Source organism: Kitasatospora sp. NPDC059088 (assembly GCF_042738155.1).
Classification (GTDB): domain Bacteria; phylum Actinomycetota; class Actinomycetes; order Streptomycetales; family Streptomycetaceae; genus Kitasatospora.
Genome location: NZ_JBHYGR010000010.1, coordinates 102,955 through 126,971 on the forward strand (window position 1 = coordinate 102,955; position 24,017 = coordinate 126,971).

Below are 24,017 nucleotides of genomic sequence, written 5' to 3' on the forward strand. Positions count from 1 at the left end.
CGGGCCCGGTGTTCTCAGGCCGTCGCGGCGGTCGCGGCGGTGGTCGCGGCGATCACGGCGGCCATCATGAGCTGCATGTTCTTGATCGCCTCGCGGACGGAGTCGCCCGCCCAGTCGCCCGCGGCGATCTCGGCGAAGCGCGGCTCGACCTGCTTGCGCGGCAGGTCGGGGAAGGCCAGCCGGTGCAGCTTGGCCGAGTGCAGCAGGGCGATCAGGGCGGCGGTGCGCAGCTCCGGTTCGGCGCCGTCCAGGACGACGGCGGTCAGGCGCTCGCGCAGGGCGCGCTCCACGCTGCCGTCGGCCTCCGGGTAGTGCCGGACGGGGAAGATGCCGAGGACGCGGTGCCGCTCCTCGGTGACCAGGCCGCGCTCGCAGAGGCGCAGTTCGGTGTCCCGGAGCACGGTGGAGCGGTCCTTGGTGAGCCAGTCCGCGGCCTTGGCCTTGCCCGGTCGCTTGGTGCCGACCCACTCGTCGAGGCGCTCCAGTCGGCCGTCCAGCAGCGGGTCACCGGTCGGGGTGCGGTCGACCACGGCGAGCCGGCCGTCGGCCACGTCGACCCGCCCGGCCAGCACCAGTTCGGCCAACAGGCCGCCCGCGGCGGCCCAGGCGGTGTTCACGCTCTCCTTCGGGGCTCCGGTCCGGTCGTCCAGCGAGAGCAGCACCAGTTCCTCGGCGAGGGTGACGTGCATCGGGGGTCCTTCCTCTGTCATCGCCCGTCGGCCCTCAGCGGCGCGGAGCGGCTCTCATGATCGCAGGGCCTCGACCAGGCGCCGGGCCCGGGTGTCCTCCGCCAGCAGCACCCTCAGCAGCGGCTCGGCGCCGCCGTCCGCCGCGCCGCCGGACAGGTAGGCCTCGACCGAGCGCGGGTCGGCGGGGAGCGTCACCTGTCCGGCGTCGAGGGCGGCGTGGGCCCGGGCGTAGTCGAGGCCGAGCCCGGCGAGCAGCTCACCGGCGTTCGCCTCGGGCGCCAACTCCGGCTCTTTCCCGGCCACTTCGTGGAGCGCGAGGAGGGCCAGCAGGACGTGCTCGGTGCCGGGTGTGCGGCGGCCGAGGCGCTCGGCCTGGGCGTCCGCCTCCAGCCGGATCCAGGCCGAGCGCCCGGCGGATCCCGGCGGCAGCAGTCGCTTCCAGCGCGGGGCCCGGTGGGCGCGGCGGGCGAGCAGCGCCTCCCGGGTGGGGCGGAGCAGGGCGGCGGAAGCGCCGTCCGGCCCGTCGGCGCCGGTCCCGCCCTGCGGCTGCCGTTTCGACTCCAGCTCGGACGTCTCCATCGAACCCCTCCCACGGATGCGGCTTTGCCTGAACGATACGCCTACTTTGCTTGTTCTTTGCTATTTTCCGCACGTCAAGAAGGCGTCAGGATCGACCCGGCACGGAGCAGTGCACCGCCGCACCGAAGGCGATCTTCCCCGCCCGATCGAAAGTCATTCCTATGATCGTCATACCCTGCCCGGTGCACCGGCAGACGGAAGGCCCGGGTGCGCCGCGTTGTTGCTACCGGGTGGACCCGGACCTCCGGAAGGGGTGAACTCCCTTGACCGACACCATCCCCGGCCCCGAGCGCGCGCCCGGGGCGGAATCGCCGTTGGACGCCTACTCCCGGATCGTCACGTCCGTGGCCGCCGCCATGACGCCGAGGCCCTCGCCGACCCCGGCGCCGTCATGGCCTGCTTCATCGCCGACCAGCTCCCCGTCCTCAGCACCCTGGCCCGCGAGTTCGCCGTCTGCGACCGCTGGTTCTCCGCCCTGCCCGGGCCGACCTGGCCCAACCGCTTCTTCCTGCACGCGGCGAGCTCCGCCGGCCTCGACCACAGCCCCGACCCGGTCGACACCGTCCGGTCGAAGCTGAGCGGCTACACCTTCGAACACGGGACGCTCTACGAGGCCCTGGACGGCAAGGGCCTCCCGTGGCGCGTCTACGCCGGCGACGCGCTCCCCCAGGTCAGCGCGCTCGCCGGGATGGACCTGCCGACGACGGTGGAGCACTACCACCACCTCGACGACCTGGCGGAGCACCTCCAGGACCCCGCGTACCCGGCCGCCTACACCTTCATCGAGCCGAACTACGGCCACGTCCTCACCCACGGCGGCGACTTCCGCTGCGGCAACAGCCAGCACCCGCTCGACGACGTGACCGACGGCGAGGCGCTGATCAAGTCCGTCTACGAGGGGCTGCGGCGCTCGCCGCTCTGGGAGTCCAGCCTGCTCGTCATCACCTACGACGAGCACGGCGGCTTCTACGACCACGTGCCGCCGCCCGCGGCCGTCCCGCCGGGCGACCGCACCGACCCGGAACACAGCGCCCACGGCTTCCGCTTCGACCGGCTCGGCGTCCGGGTGCCCACCGTCGTCGTCTCCCCGTGGATCCCGGCCGCCGCGCCCGCCGGCACGGACAGCAGCACGGACGGCGGCACGGGCAGTGGCACGGACGGCGGCACGGACGGGCGGAACTGCAACCTGATCGACCACACCCAGTACGACCACGGCTCGCTGCTCGCCACCGTCGAGCGACTGTTCGGACTGGCCCCGCTCACCGACCGCGACGCCCGGGCGAACGACTTCCTCCACCTGCTCTCCGCCGACGCCCCGCGCGAGGCGCCCCGCACCCTGCCCGACCCGGCCGAGTCGGGCGTCTCCTGGAAGGCGGAGGCTGCCGGGCCGGCCGATCCCGGCCGGCCCGTCACGGCGACGCTGCGCGGGTTCGTCGAGACGGCCGCGATCCAGGAGGCGCGCCTGCACCCGCAGGAACACGACCGGATCCGCCAGCGGGCCGCCGGGATCGCCACGGTGGCCGACGCCGAGCAGTACCTCTCGGACATCACCGCACAACTCGGTCGGGCCGGGCTGCGCATCGCCCGGCCACCGCAGGGCTGACCTAGACGCGCGGCGCGCGGCGCATCGTCCACAGGGGCGGGCCGTCGGCCGGCAGCCGGACCTCCTCCAGCACCTCGAAGCCGAAGTGCCGGTAGACGGCGAGGTTCTCCCGCTTCGAGGACTCCAGGTGGACCGGCAGCCCTGCCGCGTCCGCCCGGGCCAGACCGGCGCGGAGCAGTTCGGCGCCCCGGCCCCGGCCCTGGGCGGCGGGGTCCGTGCCGAGCACCGCCAGGTACCAGTGGGCCTCCTGGGGCGCGTTCGCGGCGGCCGCCTCGACGCAGTCCCGGAACCAGTCGGCCCGGTCGCCGAGCAGGGCGGCCAGCGCGCGGACCGTCCCCTCGTCCGGCACGGCCTTCTCCTGCGCCTCCGGCGCGACCCAGAACGCGGCCGCCTGCCCGGTGCGCTCGCACACCCCGTACGGCAGGTACTGCCGGGTGAGCAGCGTGGTGAAGTAGCCGGCCAGTGCGGCCGGGCGGGTGGCCTCCTCGGGGAAGAACCAGCGCATCATCGGGTCGTCGCCGAAGGCCCGGGCCAGCAGCCGGGCCGTCGCCCCGACGTCCTCGCCCGTCACGCTCCTCGGCCGGTCCGCGTTCGTCATCCGCATACGGACATCCTCCGCGTCCTTGCCCCCGGCCACCAGGGTGGGGGCACCAACTCGGCCACGGCGCGCAGCACATGACGGAACGGGAGCGGTGCGCGGGAGGGGCGGTGGAGTGGCCGCTGCGGGCGGCGGGCCCGCGGTCCGAACGTCGGCCACTCCACCGCGGGGCACCGGGGCGCCCCGTCCTTCACCTGTCCTCCACCGGTCGCCGCGGGCTCCGGAGTACCGGCCGGGGCCCGGGGGTTCGGCGGCAGCCCGGCCCCGGGGAGGGGGTGGGCCGTCCACGGGGCGCCTCAGACCGCACGGTCCGGGCGCAGCAGTGCCACCCGGACCCTGCGGCGGGGCAGCGCCGCAGGCAGCGGGAGCAGCAGGGCCGCGGCGGTGAACGCCGCGTAGTGCCAGGTCTCGGGCCAGGTGCCGGACCAGCCGAGCTCGCCGTGCCGGTGCTCGGCGAAGGCGTTGCAGCACAGCCAGGCGGCCAGGCCGACCAGCGGCGCGGCCCACGGGCTGGAGAAGTGTCCGACCAGGACGCACAGCGCCAGGTAGGCGGCGAGCGCGGGCGTTCCGGAGTGCAGGGCGCCGGCCCGGCCGAGGGCGAGCGCGAGCAGCCCGCCGCCGAGCAGGGCGGTGGTGCCGGAGGTGCCGGGCGGGAGCCGGTCCAGCACCGGCCGGTAGCGGCTGCCGCCGGGGCGCGCCGAGTACATCCGCACCCGTCACCGGCCCTTCGCCGCGAGCAGTTCGGGCGCCGGGGCGACCGGCAGGTGCCAGCGGGTGCGGCGGTGGAGCGCCTCCAGGTCGTGCAGCAGCTCGGGCACCGGGACGACGAGGACGGGGCAGCCGGCCCGGCGGGCGCAGTACGCGGACACCGACCGCCGCAGCCGGCGGCGCAGCGGGCCGCCGCTGCGGCCGAGCACCAGCAGGTCGTCCGGCCGGTCGGCGACGTGCGCCAGGGCGGGGCCGCTCTCGCCGCGGATCACCACGGGCTGCATCGGCACGTCGGGGCCGTCCGCGCCGAAGGCCGCCTCCAGGGCTTCGTCCAGGCGCCGCTCGGCGGCCTCCCGTACGGCGGCGAGCAGCTGCGGGCAGGGCGAGCGGCGGTAGCCGTGTTCGCCGCCCGGCGGCTCCCAGGCGAGCACCGGCCACAGCACCGCACCGCGGTCGCGGGCCTCGGCCAGGCCGCGGTGGAGCGCGGCCAGACTGCCCAGTGACCCGCTGACCCCGACCACCACCCTGGGTGCCGTGCCGTCCTGGTGCCGTCCGTCGCCGTGCATGATCCGTCCTCGTGTGGTTCGGTCCTCCGTCGCTCCCCACCCAATCGCCTCCCGGCCGCCCGCTCGGCGCTCGTTGACGCCTCCCTGACGCCTCGGACGGCGTTCCGTACGCACTCCATACACGGATCGGCGCTCCCCGCCACACGGATCGGCGCTCCCCACCGTCCGGTGCGCCCTCCGGGGGCAACCCGGCCCTTCCCGGCGAGGCGCGCCGCTCGAACGGTTATGCATCCGGCATGAAAATCACTCTTCGCGCCGCTCTCGGCCTCCCGCTGATGACCGCCGCCGCCCTGGCCCTGACCGCCGTTCCGGCCGCCGCCGCCACCGGGGACCTGGCCATCAACGGCACCACCCAGACCGATCCCTCCGGCTGCTACGCCTTGGACGAGGGCGGCAGCATCATCGACAACCTCACCGACCGGGCGGTGGAGATCCACTCCGGCGCGGACTGCGGCGGGGAGGTCCTCGACACCGTCGCGGCCGGCGACGACACCCGGGTCACCGGCGCGCAGAGCCTCTACGTCCCCTGAACCGTCCGTCCCTGCGCGGCCGGTGGCACCATGACCGAATGGTGCTATCGTCACTAGCACCATGTTGCTGAAGCTGGACCTTGGCGACGCCCGCCCCCTGCACGAGCAGGTGGCGGGCGCGATCAGACGGGCCGTCGCGGAGGGCGAGTGCGCCCCCGGCGACAAGCTGCCGCCCGCCCGGGAGCTGTCCCGGGCCCTCGGCGTGAACACCAACACCGTGCTGCGCGGGCTGCGCGCCCTGCGCGACGAGGGGGTGCTGGAGTTCCGCCGGGGCCGGGGCATCACGGTCGCCACCGATGCCGACACCCGTAGCGAACTGGTCGAGCGGGTACGGCAGTTGGTCGCGGACGCGGCCGAGGCCGGCTACAGCAGGAACGATCTCGTGGATCTGATCAGGGGGATGTCGTGAAGGACGAAGCAGCCGCCGGGGAACCCGCCCCGGACCGGCCGGTGCGCCGGACGGCGCTGTGGGGGGCCGGGGTCTGGATCCTCGGCGTGACGGCTCTGCTGGTGGCACTGCCGCTGACCGCCCGGGACCGGCTGCCGGAGCAGGTGGCCACGCACTGGAGCGGCAGCCGGCCGGACGGCTCGATGCCGCTGACGGCCGCGGCACTGTTCCCGGCCGTCGTCTGGCTGCTGGTCGCGGCCGGTCTGGCCACCGCGCTGCGCTTCCGGCCCGGCCCCGCCCGCGGCGCCGCCGCTCCGGTGCTGGCCGCCACCGGGGTGCTGCTGAGCGGGGCGCAGGCCTCCGTCGTGCGCGCCAACCTGGACCGGGCCCGCTGGCAGGACGCCGCGCCGATGGGCATCGAGGTGCTCCTGATCGCTCTCGCGGCGGGCCTGGCGGGCGTGCTGGCCTGGCTGGCGACCCGGCCGGCCGCCGACGGGCCCGCCCGGCCCGGCGCCCCGGTGCTGGAACTCCGGGCCGGTGAGCGGCTGGTGTGGCTGTCCCGGGCCTCCAACCACTGGATGCAGGTGGTCGCCGCCCTGATGGGCCTGCTCACGGCGGCGGGCCTGCTGCTCGCCGCGGCCGGGCGCACCGAGTCCGTGGACTGGGCGTCGGTGGTCCTCTTCGGCCTCGGCGCCCTCGCCCTGCTGCTCTGCTCCTCGGTCCGGGTCCGGGTGGGCGACGACGGCCTGCACGTCGGCTTCGGCCCGTTCGGCCTGCCCGCCCGGCACATCGCCCCGGAGGAGATCGCCTCCGCCCGGGTCGGCCGGCTCAACGCCCGTCAGGCCGGCGGCTGGGGCTTCCGGGTCTTCCGCGGGGGCACCAGCGTCTTCCTGCGCTCCGGCGAGTGCCTGGTGGTCCGCACCAGGCGCGGGACGGACTTCGTGATCAGCGTCGACGACGCCGAGCGCGGCGCGGCCCTGCTCAACGCACTCGTCGAACGGGCCGGCGCCCCGACCGGCTGACCCCGCCCGACGCGGCCCGCTGAGCCCCGCGCCCGACCCGCGCCCGGCCCGCCACCCCTGAGCAGCGCTCCGGTGGCGGGCCGGTCCGTCTGCCGCGAGGCTGGTGCGCGGTCGGACCGGCGCGGTCGGCCCCGGCAGGGCGGACGAGCGGACGGACGGTGGTAGGGGTGACCGGCGGCGACGGCGGTTTCCCCTCCCGCGGCGTGTGGCGCCGCCCCGGACTGCGCTGGGTGGACGTCCTGGTCGCCGCCGCCCTGGTGGCCGGGCTGTACGGGCTGCTGCGGCTCGCCCCCTCGCTCGACGCCCCGTTCCTGCCCGACCAGGCCCCCGCCACCGTCTCCACCGACCCCTCCCGGCTGCCCTTCTACGCGGTGCGCTCGCTGCTGCGGATGTTCGTCGCCCTGATCGCCTCGGTGCTGTTCACCTTCGTCTACGCGACCGCCGCGGCCCGGATGCGGCGGGCCGAGAAGGTGCTGCTGCCGGTCCTCGACATCCTCCAGTCGGTGCCGATCCTCGGCTTCCTGTCGATCACCGTCACCGCCTTCATCAACCTCTTCCCCGGCTCCACCCTCGGCCTCGAATGCGCGTCGGTCTTCGCCATCTTCACCTCGATGGCCTGGAACATGACCTTCGCGTTCTACTACTCCCTGGTCAGCCAGCCGGGCGAACTGGACGAGGCGGCCCGGGTGATGCGGCTGACCAAGTGGCAGCGGTTCTGGCGCCTGGACGTGCCCAGCGGCATGATCCCGCTGGTCTGGAACGGGATGATGAGCTTCGGCGGGGCCTGGTTCTTCCTGGCCGCCTCCGAGTCGATCAGCGTGCTCAACCACCGCTACGCGCTGCCCGGCATCGGCTCCTACGCGGCCACCGCCATCGGCAACGGCGACCTGGGCCAGGTCGGCATCGCGATCGGCGTGATGGTCGTAATGGTGATCGGCGTCAACGTGCTGTTCTGGCGGCCGATGACGGCCTGGTCCGAACGCTTCCGGGTGGAGGAGTCGGAGGCCGCCGACCGGCCGCGCAGCCTCGTCCTGGACCTGCTGCGCCGCTCCAGCCTGCCGGAGCTGGCCGCCCGCCCGCTGCGGCCGGTCGGGCTCGCGCTGGACCGGGCCACCCGGGTGTTCGGCCTCGCCGAGCACCCGCTCGCCCGGCCCGCCTCCCGGGAGCGCACCGGGGACGTGTTCTTCGCCGGGGCGGTGGCCGCCGTGGTGGTCCTCGGCGCCTGGAAGGCCTTCGACTACGTCCGCACCACCGTCGGCCTGGGCGAGTTCGGCCACGCCTTCGCGCTCGGCGCGGCCACCTTCGGACGGGTGCTGGTGCTGCTCGTGGCGGCCACCGGCGTCTGGGTGCCGGTCGGGGTGTGGATCGGCATGAACCCGAAGGTCACCCGCTTCGCCCAGCCGGTGGTGCAGGTGCTGGCCAGCTTCCCGGCGAACTTCCTGTTCCCCTTCGCCACCGCCGCGTTCGTCGCCCTCGGCATCTCGCTGAACCTCGGCTCGGTGCTGCTGATGGCGCTCGGCGCCCAGTGGTACATCCTGTTCAACGTGATCGCCGGGGCCTCCGCGATCCCCAGCGACCTGCGCGAGGCGATGACCGGCTTCCAGGTCCGGGGCGGGCTGCGCTGGCGGGCCTTCGTCCTGCCGGCGGTCTTCCCGTACTACGTCACCGGCGGCATCACCGCGGCCGGCGGCGCCTGGAACGCCTCGATCGTCGCCGAGGTGGTCGACTACGGCGCGCACCACCTGACCGCCACCGGGCTCGGCTCGTACATCGCCGACGCCACCGGCACCGGCGACTTCCCCAGGATCCTGGTCGGGGTGAGCGTGATGAGCTGCTACGTCGTCGCGCTCAACCGGCTGCTGTGGCGCCGGCTCTACCGGCTCTCCGAGACCCGCTACGCCCTCTGAGGAGACTCCGCACGATGACCGCCGCCCCCGCCCGCGCCACGATCGTCGAGGCCTCCGCCGTCACCAAGACCTTCACCACCCCGGACGGACGGGCCCTGCCGGTGCTGGACGACATCGGCCTGCACCTGGCCGAGGGCGAGATCGTCGCCCTGCTCGGCAAGTCCGGCTCCGGCAAGTCGACCCTGCTGCGCTGCCTGGCGGGGCTGATCGCGCCCTCCTCCGGGACGGTCACCTACCGGGGCACCCCGCTGCGGGCCGCCAGCCCGGGGGTGGCCATGGTGTTCCAGTCCTTCGCCCTACTGCCCTGGCTGACCGTCCAGCAGAACGTCGAACTCAGCCTCCAGGCAAGCGGGGTGGGCGAGGAGGAGCGGCGCGAGCGGGCGCTGCGGGCGATCGACCTGATCGGCCTGGACGGCTTCGAGGGCGCCTACCCCAAGGAGCTGTCCGGCGGGATGCGCCAGCGGGTCGGCTTCGCCCGGGCCCTGGTGGTCGAACCGGACGCGCTGTTCATGGACGAGCCGTTCTCCGCCCTGGACGTGCTGACCGCCGAGAACCTGCGCAACGAACTGGTCGGCCTGTGGGAGGGCCGCGGGGCCCCGGTCAAGTCCATCCTGATCGTCACCCACAACATCGAGGAGGCGGTGCTGCTGGCCGACCGGATCCTCGTGCTGTCCTCCAACCCCGGCCGGATCCGCTCCGAGCTGACCGTCGACCTGCCCCGCCCGCGCGACCGCCGCACCCCCCAGTTCGAGGCCCTGGTCGACACCGTCTACGGCATCCTCACCGGCCGCGAGGAGCAGCCCGCCACCGAACCCGCCGCCCGACCGGCCGTCACCCCGATCACCACCCCGCTGCCGCCCGCCACCGTCGGCGGGCTGGCCGGCCTGTTGGAGATCCTGCTGGCCATGGGCGGCGAGGAGGGCCTGGCCGAGATCGCCGACGAGCTCAACTTCGAGGTCGACGACCTGCTCCCGCTGGTCGACGCCGCCGTCCTGCTCGACCTCGCCGGCACCACCGACGGCCGCTTCGCCATCACGGCCGCCGGCCGCGAGTTCGCCGCCGCCGACATCCTCACCAGGAAGCAGCTGTTCGCCCGCCAGGCCGCCCGCCGGGCCCCGCTGGTGCGGGCCGTCGTCCAGTCCCTGGCCGCCACCCGGGACCACAAGCTCCGCGAGGACCTCTTCCTCGACCTGCTGCGGTCCGGCTACGACACCGCGGACGCCCGGCGCCAGTTGGAGACCGCCATCGACTGGGGCCGCTACGGCGAGCTCTACGACTACGACGCGGACGACGCCGAGTTCCGCCTCGAACCCGGCGCCGAGGCGGCGCTGTAGACCGAGGCGGCGCTGTCGGCCGAGGCGGCGCTTTCGGCCGAGGCCTCCTGGTGGACTGACGCCGCGTGGTGGAGAACCGCCAAACCACCCGATTCGGTGGTGGGTCGATCTCCGGTTGCGGGTACACCAGTTGACGGCCAACCATCGCGCTCACCAGCGAGGAGGCATCCGTGACCGACGACCGGAGTGCCGCGAACACCGTCGCATCCCCCGAGTCCCGACAACAGACCGTCCAGGACGAACGGACCATCACCTTCCTGCGCTTCGGCGTCGGCGCGATCGGCGTGCTGCTGCCACCGGCCCTGCCCCTGGGCAACTGGCTGGCGGACGAGCTCACCGGGCGGGCCACGGACGGCTTCTGGCCCGCGTCGATGAGCGCCGCCTACTACGGCGGCACCCGGAACGTCTTCGTGGGCGCCCTGTGCGCGCTCGGGGTGTTCCTGATCTGCTACCGGCTGGACCGGCGGGACGACCGGTGGAGCACGGCCGCCGGGGTGTTCGCGCTCGGCGTCGCGCTGTGTCCGACCGCGCCGTCGGACCCGACCGGGTTGCAGCGCACGGTCGGGGTGTTCCATCTGGCCTTCGCCGGGCTGCTGTTCGTGATGCTGGCGCTGTTCTGCCTGTACTCCTTCCGCAATCCGCGCTCGGCGCAGCCCGCCCGGGTGGCGACGGCGTACCTGGCGGCGGGGGTGCTGATCCTGGTCGCCCTACTGGCGGCGGTGGTGACGGGGCTGTCCGGGTTCGGCTCCGACTGGGCGGTGCGGCCGGTCTACCTGTGCGAGTGGGTGGCGACCTGGGCGTTCGGTGCGGCCTGGATCGGTGCGGCGGTGGAGCTGGCGGCCGGGCGGGACGGCCGGGCGGGGGCGCTGCCCCGGCAGGCGGTGGGGCTGGAGGCGCGCAGTCCGGAGGCGCCCCTGGCCTGAGCCCTCGTCATACCGTCACACCGGCGAACCGTTACCATGCGCACCAAGACCGGCCGCCCTGGCGCCCGGTGACGGATGCCCGAAGCAACGGGGAGCGAGAGCGTGACGGACGAGCACTACCCCTCGATCGACCTGCGGATGGACGTGCCGCACTCCGCGCGGGTCTACGACTACCTCATCGGCGGGAAGACCAACTTCGAGGCGGACCGGGCCGCCGCGCACGCCTCCGTCCAGGCCTGGCCGGCGCTGCCGACGTCCATGCGGACCACCCGCGCCTTCATGCAGCGCTCGGTGCGCCACCTCACCGAGCAGTACGGGGTGCGGCAGTTCCTGGACATCGGCACCGGCATCCCCACCTCGCCCAACGTGCACGAGATCGCCCAGGCGATCGCCCCCGAGGCCCGGGTCGGCTACGTCGACAACGACCCGATCGTGCTGACCCACGCGCGCGCCCTGATGGACAGCACGCCCCAGGGGCGCACCTGTTACGTGGACGCCGACTTCCGGAACCCGGAGTCGATCATCGAGGACCCCCGGCTGCGCGAGGTGCTCGACCTCTCGCAGCCGGTGGCGCTCTCGCTGATCGCCATCGTCCACTTCGTGCTGGACGAGGACGACCCGCAGGGCATCGTCCGCCGGTTCATGGACGCGCTGGCGCCCGGCAGCTTCCTCGCCCTCACCGTGTTCACCGGCGACACCGACCCGGTCGGGGTGGGCGGGGTCGGCCGGGAGTACAACGCCCGGGGCATCCCGCTGCAGATCCGCGACCGGGCCGAGACCGAGGCCTTCTTCGACGGCTACCGGCTGCTCGACCCGGGCGTCACCCTGGTCCACCACTGGCGGCCGGACCCGCACGCCCCGGCGGTCCGCGACCGGGACATCGCGATGTACGCGGGCGTGGCGGTCAAGGACTGAGCCCCGGAAGGGCGGGTCCGGTCAGCCGGGGACGGTGACCAGGCCCGCCTCGTAGGCCAGGATGACCAGGTGGACCCGGTCGCGGGCGTCCAGCTTGGCGAGCAGCCGGGTCATGTAGGTCTTCACCGTGGCGATGCTGAGCACCAGTTCGGCGGCGATCTCGGTGTTGGACAGGCCCCGGCCGACCAGGGTGAGGATCTCCCGCTCCCGCTCGGTGATCGCCTCCAGCCGCCGCGCGGCGGCGGCCGGTGCGGGCTTCGGCTGCTGGGCCGCGAACGCCCCGATCAGCCGCCGGGTGACGCTCGGGGCGATCAGCGCCTCCCCCGCGGCCACCACCCGCACCGCGGCGAGGATGTCGTCCAGCGCCATGTCCTTGACCAGGAAGCCGGAGGCCCCGGCGCGCAGCGCCGCGTACACGTGCTCGTCCTCGTCGAAGGTGGTCAGCACCACCACCTTCGTCGGCCCGCCCGCCGCGGTCACCCGCCGGGTCGCCTCGATGCCGTCGGTGCCCGGCATGCGGATGTCCATCACCACGACGTCCGGCCGCAGTTCGGCGGCCAGCCGGACGGCCTCGGCGCCGTCGCCCGCCTCGCCGACCACCTCGACGTCCGTCGTCTCGGTGATCACCATCTCCAACGCGGCCCGCACCAGCGGCTGGTCGTCGGCCAGCACCACCCGGATCACGCGGTCACCCCCTCGGGGAGCGGGACCGGCAGCCGGGCGGCGACCCGGAAGCCGCCGTCCGGGCGCGGCCCGGCCTCGAACTCGCCGTGCAGCAGGGCGACCCGCTCGCGCAGCCCGGCCAGGCCGAAGCCGCTGCCGGGCGCGTCGCCGTGGCCCCGGCCCCGCCCCCGGTCGGTGACCTCCACCCGGAGCTCCTCGGCCCGGCTGCGGTCGACGGTCACCAGGCACTCGGCGGCCCGCGCGTGCCGCACCACGTTGGTCACCGACTCCTGGATGATCCGGAACGCCGAGAGGTCGATCTCCGGTGGCAGCGGCCCCGGTTCGCCCGTGCGCCGCACCTCCACCCGCACCCCGGCCGCGGTGGTGGCCGCGGCCAGCCGGTCGAGGTCGGCCAGGCCCGCCGGGACGGTGTCGGACACCTCGCCGTCGGCCTGGCGCAGCGCGACCAGCATCCGGCGCAGCGCGGCGAGGGTCTCCCGGCCGGCCGCCTCGATCTCGCCCAGGGCCTGCTTGGCCCGCTCCGGCCGGCGGTCGATCACCCGGCGGGCCGCACCGGCCTGGAGGGCCACGATGCCCATGCTGTGCGCGACGGTGTCGTGCATCTCCCGGGCGATCCGCAGCCGTTCGGCGGTCACCGCCTCGGCGGCCACCCGGCTGCTCAGGGTCTCGGCGTGCTCCCGGTTCTGCCGCACCGAGCGCCCGGCCAGCCAGGCGACCAGGGCGAGCAGCGCGGCGCCGTCCGCCTCGCCGATGTGGGTGCCGGTGAAGATGCCGACGGTGTTGCCGTGGACCAGGCCCATGTGCAGCACCAGGAAGACCGCCGCCAGTGCGAAGGCGGCGCGCGAACTGCGGCGCGGGCAGCGGGCGGTGATCAGGAACAGCGCGACGTACACCGCCAGCAGTGCGGCCGGGGAGACCTGGACCTGGGCCGAGAAGCCGTCGGTCTCCATCCAGGTGGCGAACAGCAGCAGGGCGACCGAGAGCACCGGCAGCCGACGCACCAGCGCCGCGCCGAGGAAGGCCACCGCCGTGTCGCCCAGGGTGAAGGCCAGGCCGCCGTGCAGGGCGGCGCCCCGATGCAGCCGGGCGGTGCCGCCGAGCAGCACGGCGGGGTAGGCGGCGGCCACGCACCAGGCGAGGGCGACCCAGGCCTCGGGCGGGACGCGCCGCAGCAGCGGGGGCGTCGGTGTGGTGGGCATGGCCCAAGATCGTAACGACGGGTGCGGGCGCCGTCATCCAGCCCTGGTTGTACGACCGGGGCCGACCTGCGGTGTCGACGCCGGTCCGATGCGGCCGCGGGGGCTCCCCCGGCATCGTGGTGGCCATGATCGAAGTCACCGAGCTGACCAAGCGCTACGGCCGCCGCACGGCCGTCGACCAGTTGACCTTCACCGTGTGCCCCGGCCACGTCACCGGCTTCCTCGGCCCCAACGGCGCCGGCAAGTCCACCACCCTGCGGATGGTGCTGGGCCTGAACGCCCCCACCTCCGGCACCGCCACCGTGGGCGGCCGGGACTTCCGCGGCCTGCCGCGCGGCCTGCGCGAGGTCGGCGCCCTGCTCGACGCCGGCGACGTGCACGGCGGCCGCACCGGCGGCGCCCACCTGCGGGCCCTCGCCCGCAGCAACGCGATCCCGCGCCGCCGGGTGGACGAGGTGCTCGCCGAGGTCGGCCTCGCCGACGCCGCCGGGCGCCGGATCGGCGGCTACTCACTGGGCATGAAGCAGCGCCTGGGCATCGCCGGGGCCCTGCTCGGCGACCCGCCCGTACTGCTCTTCGACGAGCCGCTGAACGGCCTCGACCCCGAGGGCGTGCTCTGGGTGCGCGGCCTGTTCCGCCGCCTCGCGGACGAGGGCCGCACCGTCTTCGTCTCCAGCCACATGATGGCCGAGATGGAGCACACCGCCGACCGGCTGGTGGTGATCGGCCGCGGCCGGCTGATCGCCGACGAGAGCCTCGGCGCGTTCGCCGCCCGGGCCGGCCGCGCCACCGTCCGTGTCCGCGCCGCGGAACCCGAGCGGCTGGCGGCCCTGCTGCGGGCCGCCGGCGCCACCGTCCGCCCCGAGCCGGACGGCAGCCTCGACGTGACCGGGCTGGGCGTCGAACGGATCGGTGAACTCGCCCTGGAGCAAGGCCTGCTGCTGTACGGCCTGACCGAACGCGGCGCCTCCCTGGAGGAGGCCTTCATGGAACTGACCGCCGACAGCGTCGAGTACCTCGCCGGAGAGAACCGATGAACGCCCCCATGAGCACCCCCCTGCGCTCCTCGACCCCCGTACGCCGCGCCCGTTTCGGCGACCTGCTCGCTGCCGAGTGGCTCAAGTTCTGGTCACTGCGCTCGATCCCCTGGGTGCTCGCGGTCGGCGCGCTGCTCATCCTCGCCGCCAACCTCAAGTCCGCCCAGTACACCCACGACCACTACACGCCCGGCGACGGCGACCCGGCGGTGATGAAGCAGGAAGCCCTGAACGTCTCCTTCATCACCGGCTCCGCCGACGTCGTGATGCTGCTCGCCGGCGGCCTCGGCGCGATCGTCATCGCGGGCGAGTACGCGACCGGCCTGATCCGCACCACGCTGGCCGCCGTCCCCGACCGCCGGGCCGTCCTGCTCGCCAAGGCGGGCGTGCTGACGGCCGTTCTGCTCGGCTTCGGCGTGCTCACCGCGGGTCTGTCCTTCGCCCTCACCCAGGCGATCCTGGCCGACCGGGGCATCGGGCAGTCGATCGGCGACCCGACCGCCTTCCGGTACGTGGCGGCGGCCGCGCTGTTCGCCCCGGTCTGCGGACTGGTCGGGCTCTGCCTCGGCACCCTGATCCGGCACAGCGCGGGCGCGGCGGTGGGCACCATCGCGGTGCTGTTCTTCCTGCCCTCCGTCGTCACCGAGCGCTACCGGTGGAGCGCCGACCTCCTGCACGCCCTGCCCTTCCCGGCCTGGCAGCGCCTCGCCCGCACCACCCTGGCCGGGATGCGCCCGACCGACTACCCGGCCACCGTGGCCGGCTCCTGGACCAGCTACGCGGTGTGGGCGCTGGCCTCGGTGCTCATCGCGGTGGCGGTGATCCGGCGCCGCGACCACTGACGGGGCCGCGACCACTGGCGGAGCCGTCACCACTGACGGGCCCTGCGCTCTCCCGCCGGCTCGCCCACTCCTCGGCGAGGGCGACCAGCAGCGCCGCCAGGACCAGCCCGGCCGCGACCGTGACGCCCAGTTGGAAGGCCAGCGCCCAGTCCGGGCGGCGTCCCCCGGCGTGGGCGAAGAAGACCGAGCCGACGACCGCGATGCCGACCGCCGAGCCGACCCGCTGGGCGGTCTGCAGCACACCGCCGGCGCTGCCCGCCCGGGTCAGCGGGACGTGCTGGAGGGTGAGGGTCTGGTTCGGGGCGATCACCAGGCCGCTCCCCGCACCGGCCACCAGCAGTGGGCCGAGCGTCGTCCAGCCCACCAGCGGCCCGTCCCACAGCTGCACCGCCAAGGCCGAGGCCAGCAGGCCGCCCAGCACCAGCAGCAGCCCCGCCACCACCAGCCGGCGTCCGTACCGGCTCACCAGCCGCCCGCCCACCGCGGCCGCCACGCCCGAACCGACCGCGAAGGGGGTGATCGCCAGACCGGCCGTCAGGGCCGAGTAGTGGTGCCCGGCCTGGAGGTAGAGCGTGAAGATGAAGAAGATCGCGGTGAACCCGGCGAAGTACACCAGCGACAGCAGCACCCCCGCCGCGTACGGCCGCACCGCGAACAGCGCCATGCTGACCAGCGGTTCGCGCCGCCGCCCGTCCGGCCGCTCCCGCGCGTAGTGGCGCTCCCAGCCGACGAAGGCCGTCAGCAGCACCGCCGCCAGCGGCAGCAGCAGCCAGCGGGCCGGGCTGTGCCACTGCTGCTCCTGGACGAAGGGCAGCAGCAGGGCGACCGTCCCCGCGCCGAGCAGCAGCACCCCGACCGGGTCGAAGTCCCGCTGCCCGGCCCGCTCGCCGGCCGGGCGGGGCGGCGGCAGCAGCCGGTAGGCGACCGGCAGGGCGACCAGGCCGATCGGCAGGTTGACCAGGAACACCCAGCGCCAGCCGTCCTGCGGGCCGAACGCGTGGATCAACAGCCCGCCCAGCAGCGGTCCGACGGCGGTGGACAGCCCGATCGTCGCGCCCAGCGCGCCGAAGGCCCGGCCGCGTTCGGCGCCCTGGAACAGGGTCTGGATGAAGCCGGACACCTGCGGCACCAGGACCCCGCCGGCCGCGCCCTGGAACAGCCGGGCCAGCACCAGCCACTCCTGGTCCTGGGCCGCGCCGGCCAGCGCGCTGGCCGCGGTGAACAGGGCGAGCCCGGTGAGGAAGACCGCCCGCCGACTGCGGGCGTCGCCGAGCCGCCCGGCGGGGACGAGCACCAGGCCGAAGGCCAGCGCGTAGCCGCTGAGCACCCACTGCAGGCCGCTGTCGGACATGTGCAGTCCGGCCCGGACGGTGGGCAGGGCGACGTTCACGATGCTGACGTCCAGCAGGGTCATGAACCCGGCGACCAGGCAGACCGTCAGCGCCCGCCAGCGCCGCGCCTCCGCCCGCCCGCCGACGGCGGAGGCGCCGGGCGGCTGCGGGCGCGGGGGCTCCGCGTCGCGGGAGGGTGGGGCGGTCATGGGAGCCTCTTCCCGGTGTCCGGGGACTGGTGCCGGCTCTGCTCCGGCTCATCCTCACCTGCACCGGACCCCGCCGCCACCCGAACCCCGTCCGGCCCCGGGCGCGCGGGTTGCTCACCCGAACGGACGAACCGGATCGCGACCGGCCCCGAGCCGCCCGAGGCTGGCGGCATGACTGTCGCCACCGAGACCCAGCCCTCCGCCCCGCCGGTGCTCGACGTACGGCAGCGGAACGTCGTCTTCGCCACCATCGTGCTCGGCATGCTGCTGGCCGCCCTCGACCAGACCATCGTCGGCACCGCGCTGCCCACCATCGTCTCGGACCTCGGCGGCGCCGCCCACATGTCCTGGGTGGTCACCTCCTACCTGCTGGCCGAGACGGTGGCCACCGTGCTGGCGGGCAAGTTCGGCGACCTGTACGGGCGCAAGCTGATCTTCCAGGTCTCGGCGATCGTCTTCGTCGGCGGCTCGTTCCTGTGCGGCCTGTCCACCAACATGACCCTGCTGATCGCCTGGCGGGCCGTGCAGGGCATCGGCGCGGGCGGGCTGATGGTCACCGCCATGGCACTGATCGCGGACGTCATCCCGCTGCGCGAGCGCGGCAAGTACCAGGGCGCGATCGGCGCGGTGTTCGGCCTGGCCACCGTCATCGGGCCGCTGCTGGGCGGGCTGTTCACCGACCACCTGTCCTGGCGCTGGGCGTTCTACGTGAACGTGCCGATCGCCGTCGTCGTGGTGATCGCGGCCGCCCGGACCATCCCCTCGGTGCGCTCGGCGGTGCGGCCGGTGATCGACTACCTGGGCATCGCCCTGGTCTCGGTCGGCGCCAGCGCCCTGATCCTGGCGACCAGTTGGGGCGGCAACCAGTACGCCTGGGGCTCCGGGGTGATCATCGCCCTGTTCGTCGGCGGCGCGGTCGCACTCGGACTGTTCTGCTGGACGGAGACCCGGGCCGTCGAACCGATGCTGCCGATGCGGCTGTTCCGCAACCCGGTGTTCGCGGTCTGCTCGGTGCTCAGCTTCATCGTCGGCTTCGCGATGCTCGGCGCGCTGACCTTCCTGCCGACCTTCCTCCAGTACGTGGACGGCGACTCGGCGACCGTCTCCGGCGTGCGGATGCTGCCGATGGTGATCGGCCTGCTGATCGCCTCGATCGCCAGCGGCAACGTGGTCAGCAAGACCGGCAAGTACCGGCTGTTCCCGATCGCCGGCACCCTGGTCATGGCCGTCGGCCTCTACCTGCTGTCCCGGCTCGAACCCGGCACCGGCACCGCACTGGCCTCCCTCTACATGTTCGTGCTCGGCGTCGGCATCGGGCTGAGCATGCAGGTGCTGACCATCGCCGTGCAGAACACCGTCGACTACGCCGACCTCGGCACCGCCACCTCCGGGGTGACCTTCTTCCGCACCATCGGCAGCTCCTTCGGCACCGCCGTGTTCGGCACCATCTACGCCAACGGCCTCAAGACCGAACTCGCCGAGGGCGTCGCCGCCTCCGCCCGGCTCACCGGCGCCGACCCGGCCGTCCTGGTGCACGCCGCGGAGAGCCCGCAGGGCCTGCACAAACTGCCCGCCGCACAGGCCGCGCCGATCATCCAGTCGTACTCGGACGCCCTGCACACCGTGTACCTGTGGACCATCCCGGTGGCCGTGGTCGGCTTCGTGGTCGCGCTGTTCCTCAAGCAGGTGCAGCTGCGCGACACCACCCGGGCCGGCTCCACCGACATGGGCGAGGGCTTCGCCCAACCCACCACCAGCGACTCCGACCCGCACCTGGAGTACGCCGTCTGCAAGATCGTGCGCGACATCGACCTGGACACCGTACGGACCATCGTCGGCGACGCCGACACCCGCGTCGACCTCGCCGGCGCCTGGGCCCTGATGGAGGTGGCCGGCCACACCAAGGCCCTCGGCCACGCCTCCCTCGACCTCATCGCCACCCGCAAGAAGCTGCCGCCCGAGGTCCTCGAACCGGTCTTCGACCGGATGGCCGCCGAGGGCTACCTCACCCGCGACGGCGACCGCCTCACCCACACCGAGGCCGGCACCCAGGAGGTCCGCTCCCTCGCCCGCGCCTGGTCCGGCTGGCTCAACGCCCGCCTCGACGCCGACGCCGGCCGCCCCCGCAGCCCCCAACTCCGCACCGCCGCCGACGCCATCGCCTGGCGCCTCCTCACCGAGGACCTCGCCAACGGCCTCCCGGCCACCGCCCGCCGCAAGAACGGCGCCAAGGTCTGACGGCCCGCCGGCACCCCGCGAGCATCGAGGAAGGTACGGCTCAGGGCGCGAAGAATGCGCTTTCTCGCCCCCTCCCCCAGGCCCGAGGATGAGCAGCGAATCAGCCTGCCGGGAGGAAGAACCGTGTCCGCTGCGCCGCCCGCCCCGCCGTCCGCCGACTCCCCCGTCGAGCCGGGCCTGCTGCCGCTCACCGCCGAGGTCCGGCCCGAGGGCCTGGCCGTCGGAGGCGTCCTGCTGGAGCAGATCGCCCGCCAGCACGGCACCCCGCTCTTCGTCTACGACGAGGAGCACCTGCGCAGCCGCTGCCGGGAGGCGGTGGCCGCCTTCGGCCCGGGCAACGTGGCCTACGCCTCCAAGGCCTTCCTCTGCACGGCCATGGCCCGGCTGGTCGCCGACGAGGGCCTGCTGCTGGACGTCGCCTCCGGCGGCGAGCTGCGCACCGCCCTGTACGCCGGGGTGGAGCCGGACCGCATCGTCCTGCACGGCAACAACAAGGACGACGGCGAGCTGCGCACCGCGATGACCGCCGGACTGCACCACATCGTGGTGGACAGCTTCGACGAACTGGAGCGGATCGAGCGGCTGCACCACGTGGAGGGCCTGCCGCCCGCCCGGATCCGGCTGCGGGTGGCGCCCGGCGTCGCGGCCGGCGCCCACGAGGCGATCCGCACCGGCGGCCACGACTCCAAGTTCGGCTTCGGCCTCGCCGACGGCGCCGCCGCGGCCGCCGTGCGCCGGGCCGCGGCCGCCTCGGCCGTCCGGCTGGAGGGCGTGCACGCCCACGTCGGCTCCCAGGTCCTCGACCCGGCCGAACTGGCCGACGGGGCCGCCGCGGTGGCCCGCTTCGCGGTGGACAGCGCGGTCGCCGGACTGACCGTGGGCGGCGGCCTCGGCGTCGCCTACGTGGGCGGGCAGAGCGCCCCGTCCTTCGCCGTCTGGGCGGCGCGGGTGCGCGCGGCGGTGCGCGGCGCGGGCTGGACGGGCGAGGTCGGCGTGGAGCCGGGCCGCTCGATAGCCGCCCGGGCCGGGCTGACCCTGTACCGGGTCGGCACCGTCAAGCGGATCCCGGACGTACGGACGTACGTCAGCGTGGACGGCGGCATGAGCGACAACCTGCGGCCCGCGCTGTACGGCGCCGGCTACGAGGCCTTCCTGCCGCGCTGCCCCGAGGCGCACCGCCCGTACCGGGCCCGGCTGGTCGGCAAGCACTGCGAGAGCGGCGACGTGATCATCGACGACGCGGCCCTGCCGGCCGACCTGCGGGTCGGCGACCTGCTCGCCACCCCGGTCACCGGCGCCTACGGCTACGCGATGGCCTCCAACTACAACAAACTGCCGCGGCCCGCCGTGGTCTTCGTCCGCGACGGCCGGGCCCGGCTGGTGGTGCGCCGGGAGACCGAGTACGACCTGCTGCGCCTCGACGTCGCGGGCGACGGCAGCACTACGCGGCCGGCCCCGGAACCGGCGAACGCCCAGCGGGGCGCCTGAGCCCCGGGGTTCCGGGGAGGGCCCGGGAGACGGACCCTAGTCTGGGCCGATGCTGAACAGCGCCCGCCTGCTCGTCCTGCTGGAGATCGCCCGCCGCGGCACCATCGTGGCCGCGGCGCAGGCGCTGCACCTCAGCCCGTCCGCCGTCTCGCACCAACTCGCGCGCCTGGAGCAGGAGCTGGGGGTCGCGCTGGTGGAGCGGGCGCCGCAGTCGCTGCGGCTGACGGCGGCGGGGGCCCGGCTGGCCGAGCACGCCCAGGCGATCGCCGACCTGATGGCCGTCGCCCGGGACGACCTGCGGGCGCACGCGGAGGCGACGGCCGGGGTGCTGCGGGTCGGCTTCTTCGTCTCGGCCGGGCTGGACCTGCTGCCCCGGGCGCTGTCCGGCTTCGCGGCCCGGTACCCGCGGGTGGAGCTGGAGCTGGTGACGGGCCAGCCGCACGAGCTGGTGCCCGACCTGGAGGCGGGCCGGCTGGACGCGGCCGTGGTCTTCGAGCACCCGCTGGACCCGTGGTGCCGGGAGGCGGCGGTGCGGGTGCGGATGTTCTTCGCCGAGCCGCAGTTGGTCGTGCTGCCGCCCCGGCACCGGCTGGGGCGGCGCCCGGTGGTGCGGCTGGCGGAGCTGGCGGACGAGAGCTGGATCGGCACCCACGGCGGCGGCATCGGCGAGCCGGTGCTCGAACGCGCCTGCGCGGCCGAGGGGTTCCGCCCCCGGGTGCGCTGCCGCAGCGACCACTACCAGGTCACCGTCAACCTCGCCCGGGCCGGGATGGGCGTGGCGCTGATCCCCGCGCTCGGCCTGGCCGATGACACCGACGGGGTGCACGTCTGCCGACTGGACCACCCCCGGTTGCACCGCCGGATCGGGGTGGCCACCCGGGCCACCAACCGCAACCCGGTGCTGCACGCCTTCCTCGCCGAACTCGACGCCGCCGCAGCGGAGATCGGTTCGCTGCTGGAACGGCGCTGGGCGGGCTGAGCGCCTCCGGCGCCCTGCGCCGGGAGCTGCCGGTGTGTCATGCTTGCGCCGCCAGAATCCATTTCAGCTGATTGGACTCCGATGACCCGCCGGATATCCGCCCTCCTGATCACCGCCGCCGCCCTGCTGTCCCTCGCGGCCGCCTACGGCCAGCAGTCCGCGCCCCGCGCCGCCACCGTCGCCGAGGCTCCCGCCAGCACCGCCGGCGGCCACACCGCCGAGCGCTCCGAGCACCACTGACCGACGGCAGGCCCCCGGGCGGGACGGGCTCGCCGGGCTACGACGTCTCAGCGGACCCGGAGCACCTCACCCGCCCGGGCCCCGGTCGGCCGCCCCCCGCGCACCGCGACCCGCCCGGCCACCAGCACCGTCTCCACGCCCTCCGGCGGCAGCAGCGGCCGTGCGAAGGTCGCCCGGTCCAGCACGGCCGCCGGGTCCAGCACGACCAGGTCCGCCACCGCGCCGTCCCGCAGCACCCCGCGCCCGTCCAGGCGGAAGCGCGCGGCGGGCAGTCCGGTCATCTTGTGCACCGCGAGCTCCAGCGGCAGCAGCCCCTGGCTCCGCCCGTAGTGGCCGAGCACCCGGGCGAAGCTGCCCGCCCACCGCGGGTGCGGGCGGCCGGGTTTGGGCACCCCGTCCGAGCCGATCATCGACAGCGGGCTGGCCAGCACCCGGCGGACGTCGTCCTCGCGCATCGAGTGGCTGATGATGGTCACCTCGCCCCGCCCCTCCAGCAGCAGTTCGCAGACGTAGTCCACCGGGTCCGCGCCGCGCTCGGCCGCCAGTTCGGCGATCCGCCGCCCCTCGGCGGAGCGGCGGGCTGGGGCGGCGGCGACCGAGATCAGGTCCCAGCCGCCGTTGCCGACGGTGTTCTCCCAGCCCTCCACCCCGTGCACGAGGTCCGCCCGGATCCGCTCCCGCACCTCGGGGCCGCCCAGCCGGGCCAGCAGGGCGGCGGGCCCGCCCTCGCTCACCCACGGCGGCAGCATCGCGGACAGCACGGTGCTGCCCGCGGTGTACGGGTAGACGTCGCAGAGCACGTCCACGCCCTCGGCGCGGGCCCGGTCCAGCCTGGCCAGGGTCCGGACGGTGGCGCCCCAGGCGTGCCGGCCGGCGGTCTTGTGGTGGGAGACCTGCAACGCGGCGCCGGAGCGCGCGGCGATCTCCAGGGCCTCCTCCAGCGCCTTCTCCACCTGGGACATCTCGTCCCGCAGGTGGGTCACGTACGGCTTGCCGTGGCGCGCGGCGACCGAAGCCAGGGCGACGAGCTCCTCGGTGCCGGCGTAGCCCCCGGGCGGGTAGATCAGACCGGTGGAGAACCCGGCGGCGCCCTGGCCGAGCGAGCGGTCGAGCAGGTCGCACATCGCGGCCAGTTCCCCGGGGGTCGGCGGGCGGTCCGCGAAGCCCATCACCCCGGCCCGCAGGGTCCCGTGGCCGACCAGCGAGGCCAGGTGGGTGCGCCGCAGACCGGGCCGCTGCCCGGCGGCGAAACCGGCGAAGTCCCGGGCCGGGCGCACCGGCCCGAGGCCGAAGGTGACCCGCAGGTGCTCGGCGAGGGCGGGCAGCCGAGCGGGCAGCGCGGGGAACAGGCTGCTGCCGCAGTTCCCGGCGATCTCGGTGGTCACGCCCTGGAGCAGCGGGGCCAGCCGTAGCTCCTCGGTGCCGTGGTCCGCGCCGTCGAAGGTGGCGGTGAGGGCGTCGGAGTGGGTGTGGACGTCGATGAAGCCGGGGGTGACGACCCGCCCGGTGACGTCCACCACCTCGGCCGCGTCCACCGCCCCGGCCCCCGGCGCCAGCACCGCCACCCGGTCGCCGACGACCGCCACGTCCGCCCGCCGGGCGGCAGCCCCGGTGCCGTCCACCAGGCTGCCGCCGCGCAGCAGCAGGTCGATCCGGCCGGACGGGGCACAGCGGTGCATCGGCGACTCCCTCGGGCCCCACGAGCGGTGGCGGTGGCGGTGGCGGTGTGCGCCGATGCTGACAGCCGGGCCGGTCGAACGGAAGATGCTGCAGCCATTCGCGCCTCAGCAACCACTTTCGTACCGCTGGCCCGTCGCCCGTTCCAGCCGCCCCGCCAGAGGGCCGGGGAGGCGTTGGTGGCGTCCAGCACCGTGCGCAGTGCGCAGTGCGCGGGCCAGGGGCACGCCACGGCGCCCTAGGGTCCGTCTTCAAACTCCCGTCGTCCGCCCGGAGGGCGGGCGGGGCGGCGTTGGGGTGCGTGCATCGCAAGGCGGAGGAGGGAGCCCAA

The 24,017-nt window shown here is 74.8% G+C and carries 23 protein-coding genes; 14 read left to right on the forward strand and 9 right to left on the reverse strand.

The features are described from left to right. Positions 1-14: 14 nt before the first annotated feature. Both ACFWXO_RS07380 and ACFWXO_RS07385 read right to left on the reverse strand, forming a co-directional pair. On the reverse strand, positions 15-689 hold the full coding sequence (locus ACFWXO_RS07380; protein WP_380522710.1) for a GPP34 family phosphoprotein: 675 nt from the start codon (positions 687-689) through the stop codon (positions 15-17). A 54-nt stretch (positions 690-743) separates the two neighbouring features. Continuing rightward, positions 744-1,268, reverse strand: a complete 525-nt coding sequence (locus tag ACFWXO_RS07385; protein ID WP_380522711.1) for a hypothetical protein — start codon at positions 1,266-1,268, stop codon at positions 744-746. A gap of 391 nt (positions 1,269-1,659) precedes the next feature. On the opposite strand from ACFWXO_RS07385, the gene ACFWXO_RS07390 reads away from it, so the two are divergent. Further along, positions 1,660-2,871, forward strand: a complete 1,212-nt coding sequence (locus tag ACFWXO_RS07390) for an alkaline phosphatase family protein (RefSeq protein WP_380522712.1) — start codon at positions 1,660-1,662, stop codon at positions 2,869-2,871. Between the two features lies 1 nt (position 2,872). Here the strand turns inward: ACFWXO_RS07390 and ACFWXO_RS07395 are convergent, their stop codons facing one another. The 3 genes from ACFWXO_RS07395 to ACFWXO_RS07405 form a co-directional block, all read right to left on the reverse strand. After that, the gene (locus ACFWXO_RS07395) at positions 2,873-3,469 is read right to left on the reverse strand and encodes a GNAT family N-acetyltransferase (RefSeq protein WP_380522729.1); all 597 of its coding nucleotides are present in this window, start codon (positions 3,467-3,469) and stop codon (positions 2,873-2,875) included. Positions 3,470-3,765: 296 nt separating this feature from the next. After that, positions 3,766-4,176, reverse strand: coding sequence for a hypothetical protein (locus tag ACFWXO_RS07400; RefSeq protein WP_380522713.1), 411 nt, complete (start codon positions 4,174-4,176; stop codon positions 3,766-3,768). A 9-nt stretch (positions 4,177-4,185) separates the two neighbouring features. After that, a complete protein-coding gene (locus tag ACFWXO_RS07405) occupies positions 4,186-4,743 on the reverse strand; it encodes a universal stress protein (RefSeq protein WP_380522714.1) in 558 nt (185 codons plus the stop codon). A gap of 236 nt (positions 4,744-4,979) precedes the next feature. Between ACFWXO_RS07405 and ACFWXO_RS07410 the strand changes: the two genes are divergently transcribed. The 7 genes from ACFWXO_RS07410 to ACFWXO_RS07440 all read left to right on the forward strand — a co-directional run bounded on the left by ACFWXO_RS07410 (position 4,980) and on the right by ACFWXO_RS07440 (position 11,762). Then, on the forward strand, positions 4,980-5,273 hold the full coding sequence (locus ACFWXO_RS07410; RefSeq protein ID WP_380522715.1) for a hypothetical protein: 294 nt from the start codon (positions 4,980-4,982) through the stop codon (positions 5,271-5,273). A 61-nt stretch (positions 5,274-5,334) separates the two neighbouring features. Continuing rightward, a complete protein-coding gene (locus tag ACFWXO_RS07415; protein WP_375884444.1) occupies positions 5,335-5,682 on the forward strand; it encodes a GntR family transcriptional regulator in 348 nt (115 codons plus the stop codon). Next, complete coding sequence (locus ACFWXO_RS07420) at positions 5,679-6,683, forward strand: DUF1648 domain-containing protein (protein ID WP_380522716.1); 1,005 nt, start codon at positions 5,679-5,681, stop codon at positions 6,681-6,683. The genes ACFWXO_RS07415 and ACFWXO_RS07420 overlap by 4 nt, the downstream gene beginning before the upstream one ends. Positions 6,684-6,850: 167 nt before the next feature. Beyond that, on the forward strand, positions 6,851-8,590 hold the full coding sequence (locus ACFWXO_RS07425) for an ABC transporter permease (protein WP_380522717.1): 1,740 nt from the start codon (positions 6,851-6,853) through the stop codon (positions 8,588-8,590). Positions 8,591-8,604: 14 nt separating this feature from the next. Continuing rightward, entirely contained in the window at positions 8,605-9,924 is a 1,320-nt protein-coding gene (locus tag ACFWXO_RS07430) for a nitrate/sulfonate/bicarbonate ABC transporter ATP-binding protein (protein WP_380522718.1), read from the forward strand. A gap of 170 nt (positions 9,925-10,094) precedes the next feature. Next, a complete protein-coding gene (locus ACFWXO_RS07435) occupies positions 10,095-10,847 on the forward strand; it encodes a hypothetical protein (RefSeq protein ID WP_380522719.1) in 753 nt (250 codons plus the stop codon). A gap of 75 nt (positions 10,848-10,922) precedes the next feature. Next, positions 10,923-11,762: an SAM-dependent methyltransferase gene (locus ACFWXO_RS07440; RefSeq protein ID WP_375884430.1), complete on the forward strand. Its 840-nt coding sequence runs from the start codon at positions 10,923-10,925 to the stop codon at positions 11,760-11,762. Between the two features lie 21 nt (positions 11,763-11,783). Here ACFWXO_RS07440 and ACFWXO_RS07445 read toward each other — a convergent pair whose 3' ends face one another. Both ACFWXO_RS07445 and ACFWXO_RS07450 read right to left on the reverse strand, forming a co-directional pair. Then, positions 11,784-12,446, reverse strand: a complete 663-nt coding sequence (locus tag ACFWXO_RS07445) for a response regulator (protein WP_375884428.1) — start codon at positions 12,444-12,446, stop codon at positions 11,784-11,786. Next, the gene (locus ACFWXO_RS07450; RefSeq protein ID WP_380522720.1) at positions 12,443-13,645 is read right to left on the reverse strand and encodes a sensor histidine kinase; all 1,203 of its coding nucleotides are present in this window, start codon (positions 13,643-13,645) and stop codon (positions 12,443-12,445) included. The genes ACFWXO_RS07445 and ACFWXO_RS07450 overlap by 4 nt, the downstream gene beginning before the upstream one ends. 125 nt (positions 13,646-13,770) lie before the next feature. On the opposite strand from ACFWXO_RS07450, the gene ACFWXO_RS07455 reads away from it, so the two are divergent. Continuing rightward, complete coding sequence (locus ACFWXO_RS07455) at positions 13,771-14,682, forward strand: ABC transporter ATP-binding protein (RefSeq protein ID WP_380522721.1); 912 nt, start codon at positions 13,771-13,773, stop codon at positions 14,680-14,682. A gap of 8 nt (positions 14,683-14,690) precedes the next feature. Then, the gene (locus ACFWXO_RS07460; RefSeq protein WP_380522723.1) at positions 14,691-15,524 is read left to right on the forward strand and encodes an ABC transporter permease; all 834 of its coding nucleotides are present in this window, start codon (positions 14,691-14,693) and stop codon (positions 15,522-15,524) included. On the opposite strand, the gene ACFWXO_RS07465 is transcribed toward ACFWXO_RS07460, so the two are convergent. Beyond that, the gene (locus ACFWXO_RS07465) at positions 15,487-17,064 is read right to left on the reverse strand and encodes an MFS transporter (RefSeq protein ID WP_380522724.1); all 1,578 of its coding nucleotides are present in this window, start codon (positions 17,062-17,064) and stop codon (positions 15,487-15,489) included. The genes ACFWXO_RS07460 and ACFWXO_RS07465 overlap by 38 nt on opposite strands. A gap of 171 nt (positions 17,065-17,235) precedes the next feature. Between ACFWXO_RS07465 and ACFWXO_RS07470 the strand changes: the two genes are divergently transcribed. From ACFWXO_RS07470 to ACFWXO_RS07485, 4 genes are all read left to right on the forward strand, one after another. Then, entirely contained in the window at positions 17,236-19,302 is a 2,067-nt protein-coding gene (locus ACFWXO_RS07470; RefSeq protein WP_380522725.1) for an MDR family MFS transporter, read from the forward strand. A gap of 123 nt (positions 19,303-19,425) precedes the next feature. Beyond that, positions 19,426-20,790 carry a diaminopimelate decarboxylase gene (gene lysA / locus ACFWXO_RS07475; protein ID WP_380522726.1) on the forward strand — a complete coding sequence of 455 codons (1,365 nt, stop codon included), beginning with the start codon at positions 19,426-19,428 and terminating at the stop codon, positions 20,788-20,790. 49 nt (positions 20,791-20,839) lie between these two features. After that, entirely contained in the window at positions 20,840-21,769 is a 930-nt protein-coding gene (locus ACFWXO_RS07480; RefSeq protein WP_380522727.1) for a LysR family transcriptional regulator, read from the forward strand. Positions 21,770-21,850: 81 nt separating this feature from the next. After that, positions 21,851-22,009 carry a hypothetical protein gene (locus ACFWXO_RS07485; RefSeq protein WP_375884410.1) on the forward strand — a complete coding sequence of 53 codons (159 nt, stop codon included), beginning with the start codon at positions 21,851-21,853 and terminating at the stop codon, positions 22,007-22,009. A 47-nt stretch (positions 22,010-22,056) separates the two neighbouring features. Here the strand turns inward: ACFWXO_RS07485 and ACFWXO_RS07490 are convergent, their stop codons facing one another. Beyond that, complete coding sequence (locus ACFWXO_RS07490) at positions 22,057-23,688, reverse strand: amidohydrolase family protein (protein ID WP_380522728.1); 1,632 nt, start codon at positions 23,686-23,688, stop codon at positions 22,057-22,059. Between the last annotated feature and the right edge of the window lie 329 nt (positions 23,689-24,017).